At 46.1% G+C, this 19,133-nt stretch carries 15 protein-coding genes; 13 read left to right on the forward strand and 2 right to left on the reverse strand.

All coding sequences use genetic code 11. The features are described 5' to 3' along the window. Nucleotides 1-430: 430 nt before the first annotated feature. The 13 genes from MKY92_RS12505 to MKY92_RS12565 all read left to right on the forward strand — a co-directional run bounded on the left by MKY92_RS12505 (nucleotide 431) and on the right by MKY92_RS12565 (nucleotide 17,405). Nucleotides 431-1,600, forward strand: a complete 1,170-nt coding sequence (locus MKY92_RS12505; RefSeq protein ID WP_339301772.1) for a glucose-1-phosphate adenylyltransferase — start codon at nucleotides 431-433, stop codon at nucleotides 1,598-1,600. Nucleotides 1,601-1,626: 26 nt separating this feature from the next. Further along, nucleotides 1,627-2,730: a glucose-1-phosphate adenylyltransferase subunit GlgD gene (gene glgD / locus MKY92_RS12510; RefSeq protein WP_339300940.1), complete on the forward strand. Its 1,104-nt coding sequence runs from the start codon at nucleotides 1,627-1,629 to the stop codon at nucleotides 2,728-2,730. A gap of 336 nt (nucleotides 2,731-3,066) precedes the next feature. Further along, nucleotides 3,067-5,499: a glycogen/starch/alpha-glucan phosphorylase gene (locus MKY92_RS12515; RefSeq protein WP_339300941.1), complete on the forward strand. Its 2,433-nt coding sequence runs from the start codon at nucleotides 3,067-3,069 to the stop codon at nucleotides 5,497-5,499. Nucleotides 5,500-5,763: 264 nt separating this feature from the next. After that, the gene (locus MKY92_RS12520) at nucleotides 5,764-6,633 is read left to right on the forward strand and encodes an AraC family transcriptional regulator (RefSeq protein WP_339300943.1); all 870 of its coding nucleotides are present in this window, start codon (nucleotides 5,764-5,766) and stop codon (nucleotides 6,631-6,633) included. 41 nt (nucleotides 6,634-6,674) lie between these two features. After that, nucleotides 6,675-7,133 (forward strand): VanZ family protein, encoded by a 459-nt coding sequence (locus tag MKY92_RS12525; RefSeq protein ID WP_339300944.1) that lies wholly within the window; start codon nucleotides 6,675-6,677, stop codon nucleotides 7,131-7,133. A gap of 372 nt (nucleotides 7,134-7,505) precedes the next feature. Then, the gene (locus tag MKY92_RS12530; RefSeq protein WP_339300945.1) at nucleotides 7,506-9,197 is read left to right on the forward strand and encodes an alpha-glucosidase; all 1,692 of its coding nucleotides are present in this window, start codon (nucleotides 7,506-7,508) and stop codon (nucleotides 9,195-9,197) included. A gap of 98 nt (nucleotides 9,198-9,295) precedes the next feature. After that, complete coding sequence (locus MKY92_RS12535; RefSeq protein WP_339300947.1) at nucleotides 9,296-9,988, forward strand: metal-dependent hydrolase; 693 nt, start codon at nucleotides 9,296-9,298, stop codon at nucleotides 9,986-9,988. A gap of 238 nt (nucleotides 9,989-10,226) precedes the next feature. Continuing rightward, nucleotides 10,227-11,582 (forward strand): C4-dicarboxylate transporter DctA, encoded by a 1,356-nt coding sequence (dctA, locus tag MKY92_RS12540; RefSeq protein WP_339300949.1) that lies wholly within the window; start codon nucleotides 10,227-10,229, stop codon nucleotides 11,580-11,582. Between the two features lie 374 nt (nucleotides 11,583-11,956). Then, nucleotides 11,957-13,678, forward strand: a complete 1,722-nt coding sequence (gene treC, locus MKY92_RS12545; protein ID WP_339300951.1) for an alpha,alpha-phosphotrehalase — start codon at nucleotides 11,957-11,959, stop codon at nucleotides 13,676-13,678. A gap of 28 nt (nucleotides 13,679-13,706) precedes the next feature. Continuing rightward, nucleotides 13,707-15,725 carry a PTS system trehalose-specific EIIBC component gene (gene treP / locus MKY92_RS12550; RefSeq protein ID WP_339300952.1) on the forward strand — a complete coding sequence of 673 codons (2,019 nt, stop codon included), beginning with the start codon at nucleotides 13,707-13,709 and terminating at the stop codon, nucleotides 15,723-15,725. 225 nt (nucleotides 15,726-15,950) lie between these two features. Next, entirely contained in the window at nucleotides 15,951-16,799 is an 849-nt protein-coding gene (locus MKY92_RS12555) for a chemotaxis protein (RefSeq protein ID WP_339300954.1), read from the forward strand. A 95-nt stretch (nucleotides 16,800-16,894) separates the two neighbouring features. Beyond that, entirely contained in the window at nucleotides 16,895-17,158 is a 264-nt protein-coding gene (locus MKY92_RS12560) for a YkgJ family cysteine cluster protein (protein WP_237175690.1), read from the forward strand. 82 nt (nucleotides 17,159-17,240) lie between these two features. Continuing rightward, nucleotides 17,241-17,405, forward strand: a complete 165-nt coding sequence (locus MKY92_RS12565; RefSeq protein ID WP_339300956.1) for a hypothetical protein — start codon at nucleotides 17,241-17,243, stop codon at nucleotides 17,403-17,405. A gap of 166 nt (nucleotides 17,406-17,571) precedes the next feature. Here the strand turns inward: MKY92_RS12565 and MKY92_RS12570 are convergent, their stop codons facing one another. Together MKY92_RS12570 and MKY92_RS12575 are read right to left on the reverse strand one after the other, a co-directional pair. Then, complete coding sequence (locus tag MKY92_RS12570) at nucleotides 17,572-17,730, reverse strand: hypothetical protein (protein ID WP_339300958.1); 159 nt, start codon at nucleotides 17,728-17,730, stop codon at nucleotides 17,572-17,574. A gap of 25 nt (nucleotides 17,731-17,755) precedes the next feature. Next, nucleotides 17,756-19,066: an MFS transporter gene (locus MKY92_RS12575; RefSeq protein ID WP_339300960.1), complete on the reverse strand. Its 1,311-nt coding sequence runs from the start codon at nucleotides 19,064-19,066 to the stop codon at nucleotides 17,756-17,758. Nucleotides 19,067-19,133 lie beyond the last annotated feature (67 nt).

The raw sequence follows: 19,133 nt of genomic DNA on the forward strand, positions 1-19,133 counted from the left end.
TTACTTATTTTTCCACTTAATGATTGCACAAAAACTAAAGGATTTTGCTTCCCTTTTATCGAATACAATATAAATAACAACGGCACGAGTAAGGGTAATCTTACCCGCAACTTGATGTCGATGTTTTCCAGTAAGATTCCCCAGTCCGTTTCGTGTTTAATGTAAATAGGAGTAGTCTATTTCATTGTTCACGAGCTACACCTTAAGTCTGCATCTAACATTCACCTCTGTAAGACAGTCAAGCAATTCTACACCAGCATCATCTCTATTTCAGGCTTTACAATCCAAGAAGTTCAACTGCAATAAGATTCATTCAGTTACACATCTGTACAGCATGCTCCTAATCATGACAACAGTGTCCACACAACAGAATATCGATTATGGGCTCTGAAATGAATCAGAACGAATGCACGTGGAGGAGGCTGTAATGATGGCGAAAAAAGAAGTTGTAGCGATGCTACTTGCCGGAGGGCAAGGTAAGAGGTTAAAAGGATTGACCAAATCACTGGCTAAGCCGGCAGTATATTTTGGCGGCACGTACCGGATCATTGATTTTCCGCTGAGTAACTGCTCTAATTCTGGTATTGATACAGTGGGTGTATTAACTCAATATGAACCACTTGTCTTACATTCCTATATTGGCATTGGCAGTGACTGGGATCTGGATCGGAAAAACGGCGGGGTATATGTACTTCCTCCACATGAACGTGAAGACGGTAGCAACTGGTACCGGGGTACAGCGGATGCGATCTTCCGCAATCTGAACTTTATTGAACAATTCGATCCTGAGCATGTGCTCATTCTGTCAGGGGATCATATCTATAAGATGGACTACGAAAAAATGCTCCAGTATCACAAAGAAAAAGATGCGGATTGCACCATATCGGTCATTGATGTCTCATTGGAAGAAGCCAGCCGATTCGGGGTGCTGAACACCAACGATGACTATAGCATCTATGAATTTGAAGAAAAACCTCCTGAGCCCAAGAGCACACTGGCTTCGATGGGTATCTATCTCTTCAAGTGGGATGTACTGAAACGTTTCCTGATCCAGGATGAACAACAGGCATCCACCTCCTATGATTTTGGTAAAGATATCATTCCGTTATTGCTTGAAAATGAAAAATCCTTATACGCATATCCGTTCGAAGGGTATTGGAAAGATGTAGGTACCATTCGCAGTCTGTGGGAGTCGAATATGGATTTGTTGGACGAAGATACCCCGTTTAACCTGAATGACCCGGACTGGCGTATTTTCACACGTAATCCAAACCAACCTGCACAATACATCTCGCCTTCGGCCAAAGTGCGGAATTGTATTATAAGTGAAGGCAGTGTGGTGCATGGAGAGGTCAATCATTCCGTTCTATTCTACGGAATTGAGGTTGGGGAGAACAGCGCCGTTATAGATTCTGTCATCATGCCAAGGGTGAAGATCGGGCAAAATGTGCGTATTCACCGAGCAATCATTGCAGAAGGATTGGTTATTCCGGATGGAACACAGATATCGCCTGCACCGGAAGATGAGAGTGATATATTGCTCGTGGATCAGGAAGAACTGGAACGTCAGCTTCGCCAAGGAATAACCAGCAAGGCCTAATTGAAGTCAAAAGGACGGTGCATGCGATGAAACAATTGATCGGAGTTATTAACCTTGACCATGAACTTGAAGAATTGAAGGAATTGACGTACTTTCGCTGCGGAGCCGCGGTGCCTTATGCCGGGCGTTACCGTCTGATCGATTTTGTTCTATCTAATATGATGAATGCCGGAATTGAGAGCATAGGGGTATTTGTCCGTCGTAAGTATCGCTCGCTGATGGACCATCTCGGTGACGGCAAACCTTGGGATTTGGATCGTAAGCATGGGGGCATGTTTATTTTGCCACCAGACTGGAACGATCCAACAGATACATCACAGGGGGACTTGCAGCATTTCCATAACAATCTGGACTTCTTCCGCAGAGGTGCAGGGCAATATGTAGTGCATGCGGGCAGTCGCCATGTGACCAAAGCAGACCTCCAGGATGTCTACAGGTATCACATCAGTAAAGGAGCGGACGTTACACTGGTCTGCAAAAAAGTGGAACAGCTGCTGCCTGAGCATGACGCCTGTGTCAAAGTTGATCATGACGGGGACGGTAATGTGGTGGACATTCACCAAAGCGCTAATCACCCGAATATATATACAGAAATTTTCATCATGGAAAAGGAATTGTTCCTGCGCCAGGTGCAGCGCTGCATTGATCATGGCGAGAGCCATTTCTTCCGGGATGTGATTCAAAAAAATCCGGATGGATTGAATATCGCTGCGTATGCATATGATGGCTATCACGCAGTTATCAATTCCATTGACAGTTATTATCGGAACAGTATGGATCTGCTGAACACAGGGCAATATGAACAACTGTTCAAGGAAGACCCGATCCAGACCAAAATTAAATACGAAGCACCTGCCAAATACCTGGATACCGCCGATGTTAAACATTCACTTCTCGCGAATGGCTGCATCGTAGGTGGAGAGGTGGAGGACAGCATTCTGTTCCGTGGTGTACAAGTGGCCAAGGGTGCCAAAATCAAAGGTTCCATCATCATGCAGAAATGTTACATTGGTGAGGGGACGGTCCTTGAGAATGTCATTCTCGATAAAGACGTGAGGTTGACCGGAGGACAGACGCTGATTGGTGACCCGTCAAATCCATACATTTTAGCGAAAAGTACTATTATCTAATACCCGCACGTAACCGATATCTTCTATAAATATATATAAAATAAAAATCCTGTAGGATGGATTTAAGGTTCATACACTTTCGACGCATGAATTGCATCTTCGAAAGTTCTCACCAGCATGCAAACGTAGTGTAGGGGACGAAATCGATTCTGAAGAAGCGTAGCGTTCGCCTTTGTCTCCAAATTTCAACCTTTTCAAAGTTTAATCAAGAAAATTTGGAGACAACAGCGATCATAAGAACGATTCGTAACCGTAACGGCCACTTTGCACAATGTTGAGCAACTGAGTGTATGAACCGCCACCATCCTGCAGGATTTCCCTGGGAGGAACCTACTTTTGTTTGACAACAAGGAAACGTTCAAGAGTATATTTACACGGAATCTGGTCAGCAAATTGGGCAAACCGATTGAAGAAGCAACAGAGGAAGACGTATACCACGTACTGGGAAGCATGATTCGTGAATATGCAGGCCAGGATTGGGCAGCGTCGAATCAGGGGTTCAAGCAGCGCCAGGATAAACAGGTCTATTACTTCTCGCTGGAATTCCTGATTGGACGTCTGCTCGGCAACAATCTGTTGAATGTGAATGAATTGGAATTGGTGCGTGACAGTTTAGCTGAGCTGGGCTTCTCCTTGGAAGAGATAGAAGAACAGGAGGCGGATGCAGGACTCGGTAATGGAGGTCTAGGACGACTCGCTGCTTGTTTCCTGGATTCACTCGCATCACTACGATATGCAGGACATGGTTGCGGGATTCGATATAAATACGGGTTGTTTGAGCAAAAAATCATCAATGGTAATCAGGTAGAGTTACCCGACAATTGGCTGGATAAGGGCAATGAATGGGAAGTCCGCCGTCCAGACAAAAAGGTGGAAGTACAGTTCTGGGGCCGAGTAGAAGCTCATGAGCAGGATGGAGATTATCAGTTTGTTACAAAAGATGCCGAATCGGTTGTCGCCATACCCTATGACGTGCCTGTCATCGGTTATGGTCAAACCCATGTGAATACATTGCGTCTATGGAGTGCCGAGCCAAAGCGCGAGACTTCACTCGACACCCCTTCGAACTACTACGGTTATCTGGATTATAGCCGATCGGTTGAATCAATCTCGGAATTCCTGTATCCGGATGACTCTCAGTATGAAGGAAAGCTACTGCGATTGAAGCAACAATACTTCATGTGCTCAGCAGGTGTACAGAGCGCCTTGCGTACGTTCAACAAGCTGGAGCTACCGTATGATCGTTTGCCTGATAAAGTGGCCTTCCACATTAATGACACGCATCCAACCTTGGTTATTCCAGAACTGATGCGCATCCTGATTGATGTGAAGGGTTACGGCTGGGATGAAGCATGGGATATCACAACCCGTACTGTATCGTATACCAATCATACAACGCTTAGTGAGGCTCTTGAGAAATGGCCTGTATCCATGATCAGCAGGCTACTGCCACGAATCTACATGATCATTGAAGAGATCAACAAACGCTTCTGTGGCATGCTGCTGGACCGGTATCCGGGAGATCAGGATCGTATAGGGCATTTGGCGATTGTTGCAAATGATCAGGTACGGATGGCACATTTGGCGATTGTAGGCAGTCATAGCGTGAATGGTGTTGCTGCTCTGCACACCGAGATTTTGAAAGAGCGCGAGATGGCTCCGTTCTATGAACTGTATCCAGAGCGTTTCAATAACAAAACCAATGGTATCACCCATCGCCGCTGGTTGATGCATGCCAATCCGAAACTGTCGGATCTCATCACGGATACAATCGGTAACGAATGGATAACAGAGCCGGGCAAGCTGGACCAGTTGGCTGGTTTTGCGGATAATACATCATTCCAGGAGCAGTTCCGTTCAATTAAGCGGGATAACAAAGAGCGGCTTGCTGCGTATATTCTGGATCATACGGGGACAGCAGTGAATCCGGATTCCATCTTTGATGTACAGGTGAAGAGACTACACGGGTACAAACGTCAACTGTTGAACATTCTGCATGTTATGCATCTGTATAACCGGCTTAAGAATGATGCTTCGTTTGATATGGTACCACGTACGTTCATCTTTGGTGCCAAGGCAGCGCCGAGTTATTATTTTGCCAAGAAAATTATCAAGTTGATCAACACCGTGGCTGACACAGTGAATCGGGATGCGGCCGTGAATGACCGCTTGAAGGTATTTTTCCTCGAAAATTATTCCGTCTCTCTCGCAGAGAAGATCATTCCCGCTGCGGATGTTAGTGAACAGATCTCAACCGCAGGTAAGGAAGCTTCCGGTACGGGCAACATGAAGTTTATGATGAACGGTGCTTTAACGATTGGCACGATGGATGGAGCCAACGTGGAGATGGCGGAGCAGGTTGGGGAAGAAAATATGTTCATCTACGGTTTGCGTGCAGACGAAGTGCTTGAGTATTATCGTTCGGGCAGCTATCGTCCGAATGAGATTGTGCATCACGATGAACGCATTCGCGAGGTTGTGGAGCAATTAGTGCATCCAGGTGCATTCTGTTATCGTGACGGGGAGTTCTGGGATATTTATGACTCCTTGCTGGCCCATGGTGACGAATACTTTGTATTGCGTGATTTTGCTGCTTATGCTGACGCGCATGCTGCGATTGACCAGGCGTATCGGGATATTCCGGGCTGGACCCGGAAAGCGATATTAAACACGGCTCATTCCGGCATATTCTCCAGTGATCGTACCATTAGTGAGTATGCGACAGATATCTGGGGTATTCACCCCGTGTCCGGGAACTGGAAAGGTTAAGAATAGATTGTTAAACAAACAAGTCCCCTTGTTCACAAGAGCCATCTCTACTGGTAAATTAACCAGCGTAGAGAGTATCTCCTTGTAGAACAAGGGGATTTTGGCATAGAGTGTATCATAGTGTCATTCAGCATGAAGAGAACCGCAACTCGCGTATCTTTCATCATACAAGTTCGCACACAAAATCAAAAAAAAGATCTGGATCTCAGTCATACTACATAAGAAATTGTTTGATATTTTGAATTAGATAGGGGAGCCGTCACTATGGATCATTACACAAGAATTCAGCTTGCTATTGAGTATTTGGAACAGCATTTGCAAGATGATTTTAATATCAGAGAGACGTCCGCTGCTGCGAGCTTTTCGGCGTTTCATTTTCAGCGTTTATTTCAGGCGATCACGGGATTCACGGTACTGGAGTACGTGCGCAGACGCAGATTAACGGAAGCTGTAGGGATGCTGCGGGGCACATCGGAAGGCATATTGGACATTGCGATGAGCTTTGGCTATCAATCTCAAGAGGCATTTACCCGTGCATTTTCAGCCTACTTTGGAATGACACCGGCGAAGCTGCGTAAGCTGGAAGTGGATCAGTTGTCTCTTCTGAAGATGCAACAGAGCATTGATTTTAACGATTATCGAACTTCGCTTGGTGGAACTTTCCACATGAACACACCCCGTCTGGTCACACGGGAGCCGAACTGGATTGTCGGCTATGAATATAAGACCAACCTGAATGACAATCAGCATTATGTTGAAATACCCGGATTTTATCACGATTTTGGCATGGAACAGAAATTCATGGCGATCCCAGAGAGGACACGCCCTGATATGGCTTATGGTGTGGCCTGTCATTTTGAAGAGGATGGAGCATTTTCTTTTATTGTGGGTGAAGAAAGCAGTGGAGCATCGCAGGTACTTGAACCCGGTTTTACTTCGATTGAAATTCCGGGCGGCTTGTATGCAGAGTTCACCGTGGAAGGCTCCGGGCAGGATATTCGGAAAATGATCTATGGCAGCTGGTTGCCGCAGTCTAACTATGAACGGAGGGAAGGACCAGACTTTGAAGTGACGGATGTCTGGAAATCGACCCCTGAACAACTGGACATGAAGATCTATATCCCGTTAAAATAGACCTTACCGCTTCGCGGAAAACAAGGTCGGAGGACGGATGAATGAGCGAAAAGTCGTGGCTCCACTCCAAGTGGATGCTGACCATTGTTGCTTGCATGGCAGTGCTGTACCTACTGATTATGGGCATTTTACTGTTTGTCAGTGGACGAACACCTAGCATGTATTATCAATATAATCTCGTACCCTTCGAGACGATTCGTCCACTTCTTATGGAGAGGGAGAGGTACAATACAGATACCTGGGTCAAAAACCTGTTTGGCAATATCGTATTGTTCATTCCGCTGGGTATCTGGATTCCATGGTTGTTTCGGTGGTGTCGTTCGTTCCTGACTTTTACATCTACAGTTGTTTTGCTTCTGCTGGGTGTTGAGGTCACACAATTGATTACACGTGTAGGTTCGTTTGATGTGGATGACATTATTCTGAACACGATTGGTGCCTGGATAGGTTACGCTGGATTTAAGTTAGTCTTATATTCACAAAAAAGGACTCGGAATTGAACCGCAGATCGCGGTCCATGACCGGGTCTTTTTGCATAAGAACCCTTTCAAATGTTTACAAGGGAATCATTTCGGATAAAACATATTAACGGCTTATTTATATCGTGAGCAGAGATTATATATAAATTTAACAACTAAACATTTACATGAAACGGAGAGGACAGAAATAACCTGAGGAAGCGAAAGCGTTCGCCTAAAAGCTTTCTGAAAGAAAGCTGCATCGGAAGCATAAGCTATCACCGGATTTCCCCCTTATAAGGGGAATTCATAAAATCTGGGGATAACAGCGATCGGAAGGTTGTTCTGTCATCGGAGTGTCTAGTGTAAATATTCTTTAGTTCAATTTATATAGTACACAAAGATGAGAGCGAGGTGGGCGATATCGTTTGGTGGAAAGAGAGTGTGGTATACCAGATTTACCCGAGCAGCTTTAAAGATTCGGACGGGGATGGATATGGCGACTTGCAGGGAATCTATGAGAAGCTCGATTATTTGGAGAATTTGGGCGTGGATGTGATCTGGCTCTGTCCCATTTACGATTCACCAGGACATGATAACGGATATGATATCCGGGATTACTACGGCATTTTACGTAAGTATGGCACGATGGAGGATTTTGATCGATTATTGGCAGAGGCACACAAGCGTGGTCTCAAGATCATGATGGACCTGGTGCTGAATCATACGTCAGATGAACATGCGTGGTTTGCTGAATCGCGTTCATCAAAGGTGAATCCGAAGCGGGATTATTATATTTGGCGTTCAGGCAAAAATGGGCAGGTGCCGAATAATTGGGAGTCCTATTTTGGGGGTTCGGTGTGGAAGCATGATCCGGAGACAAATGAATATTATCTGCATCTGTATTCGGAACAGCAACCGGATCTCAACTGGAACAATGCACAGATGGCAGAAGAGATGTATGAGATGGTGCATTGGTGGCTGGAAAAAGGGGTCGACGGATTCCGTTTCGATGCAGTAGCGCATATCGCCAAGGCAGAGGGTCTGCCAAGTGCCCACAATCCGGATAATCTGCCGGTGGTTCCAGCGTATCAGCTCTTTTCCAACTTGGAACAGGTACATTCCATCCTGAAGAAACTGAATAACATGATCCTCAAACCTTATGGACCCATGACAGTTGGCGAGACTTCAGGACTTGGGCCTGAGCAGGCCTTGGCTTATGTGGGGACGGATCGTGATGAGCTTAATATGGTATTCCAGTTTGAGCATATGTTTATCGATGCTAAATCCTCCGGAATTGGTAAGTGGAACTATAAGGAATGGAAATTGACAGATCTCAAAGAAATCATGAGCCGGTGGCAAACGGTTTTGCATGGTAGAGGCTGGAACGCCAATTATATGGGCAACCATGATCAGCCACGTCCGGTTTCCCGTTTTGGTGATGATGGTAAATATCGGGTGCGTTCTGCTCAGATGCTGGCGACATGGATGCTTACACTCGAAGGGACCCCCTACATCTATCAGGGAGAAGAGATCGGCATGACCAATGTCGCTTTCCCGGATATCGAACAATACCGGGACATCGAGACGAAAAATTATTACAATCATTACATTGGTCAAGGTAAGTCGAAGCATGAAGTCATGCAGGCGATCTGGCTGAAGAGTCGCGATAATGCCCGCACGCCGATGCAATGGGATGAGACGGGACACGCAGGGTTTACTCAAGGGCAGCCGTGGATTCAGGTGAATGATAATTATCCTGAGATTAATGTGGCTGATGCCGAAAGTGATCCGCAATCCATTTTGCATTATTACCGTAAGTTAATTGCCCTTCGCAAACAGCATAAAGTGCTTATCTATGGCGCGTATGAACTGTTACTGCCGGATGATCCGGATATCTATACCTATACACGAACACTGGATGATGAGCAGATGCTGGTCATTCTGAATTTCCGTGGGCATGAACCGGAGATGCACTGGCCGGAAGGCTGGGATTCCGAGCATGCCAAGCTGATCATCAGCAATGTAAGCAGACGTTATTCTACCGATGAAGGCGCGATTCAGCTTCAGCCGTATGAAGCAAGGGTATATCGTAAGCAGCGGTGAGACGGAGGCTAGCGTAATTTTGCGTTGGTGAAGAGCTATGATTTATAATAAATAGTGGTTTTCAAAATAATCAAAACATATGTCGGGAGGAACCCAACTTGTTGAATATTACGTACCATGGTCACTCCAGTGTACAGCTGGGCACAGAAGAAAAGTCTCTGATCATTGATCCCTTCCTGCGTGGCAACGAGCTTGCCGTCACGAAGCCTGAAGATATTAAGACAGATGTTGTGTTGCTGACACATGCACATATGGATCACATCCTCGATGCTGAACCGATTGCCAAAGCAAATAACGCCAAAGTTGTGGCTATTGTGGAATTGGCTACATATATGTCTTGGAAAGGTCTGGATACACTCGGTATGAACATGGGCGGAACGGTAGATCTTGATTTTGCTCAAGCCAAAATGATTCAGGCGTTCCATACTTCGGGGATTGTGCTCGAAGAAGAACAACGGATCATGTATGCAGGGTTGCCTGCTGGATATATCATTAATATTGGTGGTAAAACGATTTTGCATGCCGGAGATACAAGTCTCTTCGGGGATATGAAAATGATCGGTGATCGTCATGATATTGATGTAGCCTTCTTGCCTATTGGTGGACATTTCACTATGGGACCTGAGGATGCGCTGCAAGCGGCCGAATGGTTTAATGCCAAACTGACCATTCCGGTTCATTATGATACGTTCCCGGTCATTCGTCAGGATGCGGAACACTTCGTGCAACAACTGGCTGCAAAAGGATTGGAAGGACGTGTGTTGGCCCCGGGAGAATCTATTACCCTGTGATGCACATTTAACCCCTGTTCAATAATAAATGGATTTATGGATAAAGACGAATATCACGTCAAGATAACTGACGCGGTATTCGTCTTTTTTCGGTTTTAGGTTCAATTTTCACCAATAAAGTTGGTACAAATGACAAAAACGTTGAAATTCCATTGTTGAACTCCCTTTTAGAATGATATAAAAAGTTACACGGAAACCAAACGGAAATCCGAATTGACCGCAAACAGGGGGAGCGTTCATGTCATTTATGAAATCATTATTTTTTCAAATTATTGTAGCGGTAGTCATCGGGATTGGCGTAGGCATCCTGTGGCCGGATCTGGGTAGCTTGCTGCAACCACTCGGAACAGGTTTCATCAAATTGATCAAGATGATCATCGCACCACTGATTTTCATGGTGATTGTGACAGGTATTGCCAAGATCGGTGATCTGAAGTCGGTAGGTCGCATCGGACTGAAAGCCATTGTGTGGTTTGAGATTGCAACTACAGTGGCGCTGGTACTTGGATTGGGAACAGCTAATCTGCTTCGCCCAGGTGCCGGAATGAACGTGGACCCTTCAACCATAGATGCAAGCGGCATTGAAGCAAAAACCAATGGTTCCGAGTTGCCGCATACGGTAGACTTTATCATGAATATTATTCCGACAAGTGTTGTAGATGCCTTTGCACAAAATGCACTTCTGCAAGTATTGCTCGTGGCATGCTTGTTCGGGGTTGCTCTGGCAGCAACAGAGAGTAAGGCAAAAGAGAATGTACTGACGCTGATTGAGAACTTGCTCGGCATTGTGTTCCGTATCATCGGTTATATCATGAAACTTGCGCCGATTGGTGCATTTGGAGCCATGGCCTACACGGTAGGTGCCTATGGAGCTTCCACATTATCATCCTTTGGTCTGCTAATTCTGGCCTGTTACGGCGCAGCGCTGCTGTTTCTGGTCATGCTGGCATTGGCTGCCTGGTGGATTACCGGGCTGAATTTCCTGCAATTTGTGAAGTATACCCGTTCTGAAGTGATGCTGGCGATTGGAACCGGATCATCAGAAGTAGTGATGCCACGCATGATGGACAAACTAACCAAGGCGGGTTGTGATCGTGCGGTTGTGGGGCTTGTGGTGCCGACGGGGTACTCGTTTAATCTGGATGGCGCTTCGATCTATTTATCCTTGGCAACGGTTTTTGTTGCTCAGGCCGTAGGGATTGAACTGACATTGATGCAGCAAATTACGATTTTGCTGGTGTTGATGTTAAGTTCCAAAGGCATGGCAGGAGTACCTGGCTCCGCATTCTTGGCCCTGTCCGCAACGGCAGTGGCTGTTAATGCTTTTCCGGTAGCAGCGGTTGCTCTACTGCTTGGTGCAGATCGTTTCATGGATACAATGCGTGTATTCACCAACCTGATGGGCAACTGTGTCGCAGCATTTGTAGTGGCAAAATGGGAAGGTCTGCTGGATCAGAAGCGAATGCGTGCCGTACTCTCTGGTGAGATCAGTGCTGCTGAACTGGAAAGGGAAGAGCAAGCTGCACTATCTCTATTGAAGTTGAATATGCAGGATAAACAAGGGAAAGCCGTAGTTTCACCGGAGATGTCGTAAGAAGCGTGGCTCCGCTGTGGTGATGAAGTCAAGTGACAGCAACCCTATAATAACAATCCATTACAACAGTAAAAAACAGTAGAATACATCTAAAGTTCAACCAAGTTCAACCAAATTAGACCGTCTGTTGCCCGCACCAATGGTGGGAAGAACAGACGGTTTTTTGTTGTCCCAATACAGATATCATTGGGTTCACGAACGCAGGTTCCAAAATAAATGTTACAGAGGAAAGATTTATGGGGAATGTGTAGAAGAGGCGAAGAATATACATATTATAGTTTCAACTTGTATATACATGTTTACTTATGTAATATAGATATGAAGTTAACCAAGAACATCACATAAGAGCATTACAATTTATTGGAGGCGTTAACATGAGTTCTAATAACACCACTCCGTCATCTTGGTGGAAGACATCAACGGTGTATCAGGTATATCCGAAGAGTTTTAATGACACAACCGGATCGGGTACTGGAGATATTCGTGGATTAACCGAGAAGCTTGATTATTTGCAGCATCTGGGTATCGATATTGTGTGGTTACAGCCGGTATATGTATCTCCGCAGCATGATAATGGATATGACGTAGCGGACTATTACCGGATTAATCCGGATTATGGGACGATGGAGGATTTTGACGAACTGCTGAAAGGTCTGAAGGCTCGTGATATGAAACTGATGATTGATATCGTGGTGAATCACTCCTCGACCGATCATGAGTGGTTCCAGCAATCCCGTTCTTCCAAGGATAATCCGTATCGGGATTATTATATTTGGAAAGATCCTGCCCCGGATGGCGGTGTGCCGAATAACTGGCAATCGAAGTTCGGTGGACCTGCTTGGCAGTTCGATGAACAGACGGGACAATACTTCCTGACTTTATTTGATAAAACGCAGGCAGATCTGAATTGGGAGAATGAAGAAGTACGCAAAGCTGTACGCGATATGATTAAGTTCTGGGCGGAAAAAGGTGTGGATGGTTTCCGTATGGACGTGATTAACCTGATCTCCAAAGACCAGCGTTTCCCGGATGATGATGGTAGCGTCTCACCGGGTGATGGACGCAAGTACTACACGGATGGACCGCGTGTGCATGAGTACATCACCGAGATGTATGAAGAAGTATTCGGGCCTTACAACATGGTGACTGTAGGGGAGATGTCCTCCACAACACTGGAACATTGTATCCAATATTCGAACCCGACTTCCCGGGAGTTTTCGATGACGTTTAACTTCCATCACCTGAAAGTGGATTATCCGAATGGTCAGAAGTGGGAACTGATGCCGTATGATTTTGAAGCGATGAAACAGCTCTTCAGTGAGTGGCAGACAGGCATGCAGGCCGGTGGAGGTTGGAACGCACTGTTCCTTAATAACCATGATCAGCCACGGGCGCTATCCCGATTCGCCGATGATGGTGATTATCGTGCCGAGAGTGCCAAGATGCTTGCAACAACGATACACGGAATGCAAGGTACGCCTTACGTCTACCAGGGTGAAGAGATCGGAATGCCGAATCCAGTCTGGAATGACGTTAGTGAGTTCCGCGATATCGAATCGACGAACATGTACCGCTTGCTTCAGGAAGAACGAGGCAAATCCGCTGAAGAAGCATTCCAAATCGTGAAGGAGCGTTCCCGGGACAACTCCCGCACACCGATGCAGTGGAATGGAAGTAAGAACGCCGGATTTACTACCGGAACACCTTGGCTGAAGGTGGATGAGCGGTATCCTTCCATTCACGTGGAACAGCAGCTGGCTGATCCAGATTCGATCTACTACCACTACCGCAAATTGATTGCCCTGCGTAAACAGGTTAACGTGCTGATCGACGGTCTGTATGAACGCCTGGATGATGCACACCCGGATGTATTCGCGTACGCACGGACCAATGGAAGTGAAACTCTGATTGTTGTATCCAACTTCAGTAAACGAGACGTTACGTTTTCGCTTCCAGAAGTGGTCTGGAATGATCATATTGCAGGCAAATCAGCAGAGTTACTCATAGGGAATACGGAGGCAGCCCCTGCGCTGACGCAGGAAATCTCTCTCAGTCCGTATGCATCCTATATGTGGCTTGTGCCACAACAGGACTAATCACATTTTATAAATAGGAAGTGACACTATGGCAATCGATAAAAAACAGGTTGAGGAGATCGTCCGGGCAGTTGGTGGCAAAGAGAATATTGAAGCTGCTACACACTGTGTTACACGACTCCGGTTTGCCTTATACGATGAGAGTAAAGTGGATACTGAAAGTCTGGATCAGAATGATTTGGTTAAAGGACAATTCTCTTCCCAAGGGCAATTCCAGGTCGTTATTGGGCCTGGTCTGGTAGATAAAGTCTATGATGAGATGATTCAGATTACCGGGGGAGATCGTTCTTCCAAGGATGATGTGAAGGCCGTTGCTGGTAAAAAGCAAAATCCAATTCAGCGAGCGATCAAAACACTCTCGGATATTTTCATTCCGATCTTGCCTGCAATCATTACGGCAGGTCTTTTGCTCGGGATTAACAATATTCTGACAGGTCCAGGCATTTTCTTTGATGGAAAATCATTGGTGGATGTTTATCCAGCCTGGAAGGATCTTGCGTCCATTATTAATACGATTGCAAGTACAGCCTTCACGTTCCTGCCGGCGCTAATTGGTTGGGCAGCTGTAAAAAGGTTTGGCGGCAGTCCGCTGCTCGGCATCGTGCTGGGTCTCATTCTGGTACATCCCGATCTGCTGAGTGCATATGGTTACGCTGATGCTGTGAATAATGGCACGGTGCCAACATGGAATCTGTTCGGTTGGGAGATTGAGAAGATCGGTTATCAAGGGCAGGTTCTGCCAGTACTGGTATCGGCCTATCTGCTTGCGAAGATGGAAATTTTCCTGAATAAAAGGGTACATGATTCGATCAAACTGCTGGTCGTTGCACCAGTTACGTTGCTGATTACCGGATTCCTCGCATTTACGATTATTGGACCAGTTACATTTGCTATTGCAAATGCAATCACATCCGGCTTGATCTATGTATACGATTCATACGCGGCACTGGGTGGTCTGATCTACGGTGGTCTCTACGCTTTGCTCGTTATCACCGGTATGCATCACACGTTCCTTGCGGTAGATGTTCAGCTCATCGGTAGTCAGGGTGGTACGTTCCTGTGGCCGATGCTGGCATTGTCTAATATCGCACAGGGTTCAGCGGCACTTGCGATGATGCTTGTCCTGCGTGAGAAGAAAATGAGAGGACTTGCAGCAACGTCCTCGGTATCGGCCTTCCTCGGGGTAACTGAGCCGGCGATCTTCGGCGTGAATATCCGTTATCGTTATCCGTTTATCTTTGGTATGGTCGGTTCCGCGATTGGCGGTGTGTTGCTGACGATGAATAATGTTCAGGCAACATCCATCGGTGTAGGTGGCGTACCGGGATTCCTGTCGATTTTCCCTAACAAATGGGGTGTCTTCTTCATCGGCATGGCGATTGTCCTAGTTGTACCGTTTGTACTGACCGTCCTTTTTGGCAGAGCCAAACTGAGAAAAGAAGATCGTAGTGCAAGCAATGAAACCATTAATGAGCCTAAAGCGGTTACGTCGCAGTCTGCTTCGGGTGTTACCTCTTCAACTGCAAAAACAGATCCAAACCAGCGCACACGTAGTGCAGCTCAAGTAGGGGACGAAGCCGTGAATACACTGGAAATCATGGCGCCATTAACAGGCCAGGCCGTATCACTGGAGCAAGTACCAGATCCGGCTTTTGCCGAGAAACAGATGGGTGAGGGTGTAGCAATTCAGCCTTCCAGCAACGTTGTTGTTGCTCCGTTTGATGCTCAGGTAGCTCATGTGATCAAAAGTAAACATGCGGTGATTCTTGAACACGCGAGTGGATTACAGGTTCTGATCCATGTCGGGATTAATACCGTATCCCTCAAGGGTGAAGGCTTCAACATGCATGTGGAAGCTGGCGAGCATGTAAAGGCTGGACAAAAGCTGTTGGAGTTTGATCGTAAGGTCATTGAAGATGCGGGATACCCGCTGATTACACCGATTATCATTCCAGATGGTCAGGATATGGTTGAACGGGTGGAAGTCACGACAGGTGATGTTACATCTAATCAGAATGGTGTGCTGAAGGTTCATCTGAAAGGTTAATTGAGAATAACAACAAGAAGGGGCTGCGTGATGTGCAGCTCCTTTTTGCTGTATGATCGTTATTTTCATGACGATCATGGTAAACTGTATATAAAATGGAAGAATCACATTTTTAAAATAATGGTGGTTGGAAAGGTTCTTCTGACAAAGTAAGCTTCAGGCATGTTCGAGTCGTGGCGTTCATATGGTGGAGAAAGAGTTCCTAGATCGATGAGGAGGAGAGCCATGACACGTATTGCGGTGATGGTCATTCATGGGCTGGGTATGCGGAAGGATGGGTACGCGGACAAACTGATTGCTTGTTTGCATAAGGAATTGGACAAGGTGATGGTCTTGCCTGGCGCCTCCAAACAGATGCTGGATATCGAACCTGTATATTGGGCGGATGTATTTGAGAAGCGGGAAGAGGCACTCTTTCAACAGCTCGTCAGCTCTCCGGGATTGAACTTTCAGGCGTTGCGCCGATTTGTCATCCATTACCTGGCTGATGCGGTTGCTTATCAACCGGTGGAAAATCAAGGCCATAACTACGATGCCGTACATCGAACGTTGAATCAGGCGATGCATACTCTTGCACAGCGTAATGGACCGGAAGCTCCGCTCTGTGTGATTGCCCATAGTTTAGGCGCCGTAATCGCCAGTAACTTCTTCTACGATCTGCAATATCCGTCCAGTCGTATTCCTGAGGTTGTGGATGTGAACTCGGCTCTGGAGCGGGGCGACACGCTGACCCATTTTTACTCGTTTGGTACAACCCTGCCCTTATGGAGTTTGCGTTACCATGACTTTAGTTGCCCAATTCAGGTGCCCTCTTCCCATGTGAATCAGTATTATGCCGGGCTGGAAGGGGAGTGGGTGAACTTCTACGATCGGGATGATATTCTGGGTTATCCGTTACGCCCCATTGATCCTGCTTATGAGAAAGCGGTTAAAGAAGATATTGAAGTGAACTCTGGCGGCGTGGCGATGAGTTGGAATCCGCTAAGTCATGGGGGGTATTTTTCCAATCGAAGCATGAATCGGAGAATTGCTCAGGGGCTAGCTCGAACCTGGACCTGGGTAAATCGTTCATAATTAAGAGGTTCTAGCTTCATCCCATCTTCTTGGTACTGAAAACCGGTCTTTTTGAACATGTATTGTAAGTGTATTGAAATTAGGAGGGTATATGTATGGAATGCAGGACAGGCTGTGCCGCATGTTGTATCGCGATTTCCATATCATCACCGATACCGGGCATGGCTCATGGCAAGCCGGCAGGTGTACGTTGTGTGCAGCTTACCGATGATAATCGCTGCGGAATTTTTGGCCAAAAAGATCGTCCTGCGGTATGCAGTGGATTGCAAGCTGAGGAAGAGATGTGTGGTAGCACCGATCAGGAAGCATTTGATATTCTAACCTGGTTGGAGCATGAAACTGCACCGAAGGTAATATGAGTAGGTTGTTTTAATGAATTGAATTGGGATAATTATACTTAATAGGGAAAAAGGTTGATTAGAGAGGGGAGACGCGAATACAATGGGGCTTGTTAAACGTTTTGTATTGGTTGTAGTGAATATGATCGGAGAGTTATGGATGGGATTTTACCGACGTAACTCGGATTATTATGACCATCAGACTTCGGAGTCCAAAGTAAGATTGGCTATTATGCATTTATTATTGGGGCAACAGTTGTTACGGTAGGCATTGTGGGTTGGATGTACAACCGAATTTATTCATAAGTAGTCATTATGCTTAAAATTGAATGAGGCCAAATGTTGAAGATGAGTCTGTACAAATAAAAGAGAGTATCCGCAGGATGTGACATCAAATGGATACTCTCTTTGGCATGGGATCAGACAAAATATGATCATTGAAGTGAGGGCTTAACTTTCTTTTCTTTCAACATATGTACAAGAATCATCTTCAGTACGGAAGAGACGATAAAAAAGATAAACAGGATGCGGAACAATTGATACCCGGATACAACCGAAAGATCGGCATTCACTTCATGTGCCATGATACTCATCTGATCCATCCGTTTAGTCTACCGGTTAAGATCCTGCGAGAGCGGTAGCGGAAGGTTTGGGTTCTCTAAACATGACAAAGTACATCAGTGATGAAATAACGTATAGACAGCCTGTGATGCTGAAAGTGATCGCATAACCCCAATACGTTCCGTACGTGGTGACCAGATAGGATTGGACAGGCCCCATGGTCGCCCAACCAATCATGAACGAGGTCTGCATCAATGAATTGGCAATCCCGCGGCGTTTGTCCGAGATCCGATCCACCAGTATGGCTGAATGAATGGGATTGGCTGCGTTCATCAATGCTTGTCTGAATAAGAAACTGAGCGAAGCGATGAACAACAGATTGGTGAAGCCTGTTAATAGAAGGAAAGGTAGCGACATGACCTGGAAAATGACAACGGCTCTTACGCTTCCGACCTTTACCGCCAGGGTAGGACCAATCAGCATGGATACAATCGTCATAATCTGACCAAGTGCGATCAGTAAGCTCATGCCGCTCAGAGAAACCGAGAACCGATTGGTGAAATACAGATTCAGATACGGTACAACCAGTCCGGAACCTAATCCAATTAACAACTGAGTCACTATAAACTGACCAATCAGTCGGGAATCTTTTTTCTTGGTGATCGAATCGTCCGTGCTTGGGGTATTCGTTGAACTTTCTTTTAGATCCGCATTGGGTTGAAGAACGGGTTGCGCCGGGATTGTTGTCTGCGGAGCAGCCTTGCCTTCGGTTACAAATAACAGTGGAATAAATGCAGCTAGTGTTGCTGCACCACCGACAAATAAAACCGTCTGCAATCCGGTCACTTTGGCGAGTCCTGCTGTATGTAACAAATCTGCGAATACACCGCCACCCAGGCTACCAAGCACCTGGGAAGCGAGCACAAGAGATGAATAATAACTGAACATCTTCAGCCGCTGGCTTTTCTTGACGTTTTCCGCCAGATAAGGAATGGCCAGTACTTGGAATACCCCAGCGAAAAGGCCAGAGAATACCGCGAACCAGATCAGCCCTGTAGCCGAATAATCGAAGGAGCGTCCGATCAGAAAGATTCCGCTGAATAACGCCCCTGTAATGAGTAATCGCTTGCGGCTGAACAGATCACCACATAGACCGATAGGAACAAACATAATGGCTGTTGCGAGTGATTGAATACTTACAATCTGGCCGTTCATTGTATCATTATAGCCCAGACCCTGAATGTACAGATTGTACAAGACAGAGAACATGCCATTTCCGATCTGATACAGAATGCTAGCCAGGAAAAACAGTTGAATATTGCGGGACCAGCCGCGAATTTCATCATTAATATGTTGTAAAACTCTCAAGTGGTTCCCCCCCAGTCTGCCTGTGCAGTGATTCCAGTTTAACAGGAAAGGGGAATTTGCGGAAGAA

This window comes from Paenibacillus sp. FSL R5-0623, assembly GCF_037974265.1.
Classification (GTDB): domain Bacteria; phylum Bacillota; class Bacilli; order Paenibacillales; family Paenibacillaceae; genus Paenibacillus.

Coding starts and splice junctions, on each gene's coding strand:
- treC (WP_339300951.1), top strand. CDS start 11,957: ATGAGTTCTAATAACACCACTCCGTCATCTTGGTGGAAGACATCAACG.
- MKY92_RS12565 (WP_339300956.1), top strand. CDS start 17,241: ATGGGGCTTGTTAAACGTTTTGTATTGGTTGTAGTGAATATGATCGGA.
- MKY92_RS12505 (WP_339301772.1), top strand. CDS start 431: ATGGCGAAAAAAGAAGTTGTAGCGATGCTACTTGCCGGAGGGCAAGGT.
- MKY92_RS12520 (WP_339300943.1), top strand. CDS start 5,764: ATGGATCATTACACAAGAATTCAGCTTGCTATTGAGTATTTGGAACAG.
- MKY92_RS12560 (WP_237175690.1), top strand. CDS start 16,895: ATGGAATGCAGGACAGGCTGTGCCGCATGTTGTATCGCGATTTCCATA.
- glgD (WP_339300940.1), top strand. CDS start 1,627: ATGAAACAATTGATCGGAGTTATTAACCTTGACCATGAACTTGAAGAA.
- dctA (WP_339300949.1), top strand. CDS start 10,227: ATGTCATTTATGAAATCATTATTTTTTCAAATTATTGTAGCGGTAGTC.
- treP (WP_339300952.1), top strand. CDS start 13,707: ATGGCAATCGATAAAAAACAGGTTGAGGAGATCGTCCGGGCAGTTGGT.
- MKY92_RS12525 (WP_339300944.1), top strand. CDS start 6,675: ATGAGCGAAAAGTCGTGGCTCCACTCCAAGTGGATGCTGACCATTGTT.
- MKY92_RS12555 (WP_339300954.1), top strand. CDS start 15,951: ATGACACGTATTGCGGTGATGGTCATTCATGGGCTGGGTATGCGGAAG.
- MKY92_RS12570 (WP_339300958.1), bottom strand. CDS start 17,730: ATGAGTATCATGGCACATGAAGTGAATGCCGATCTTTCGGTTGTATCC.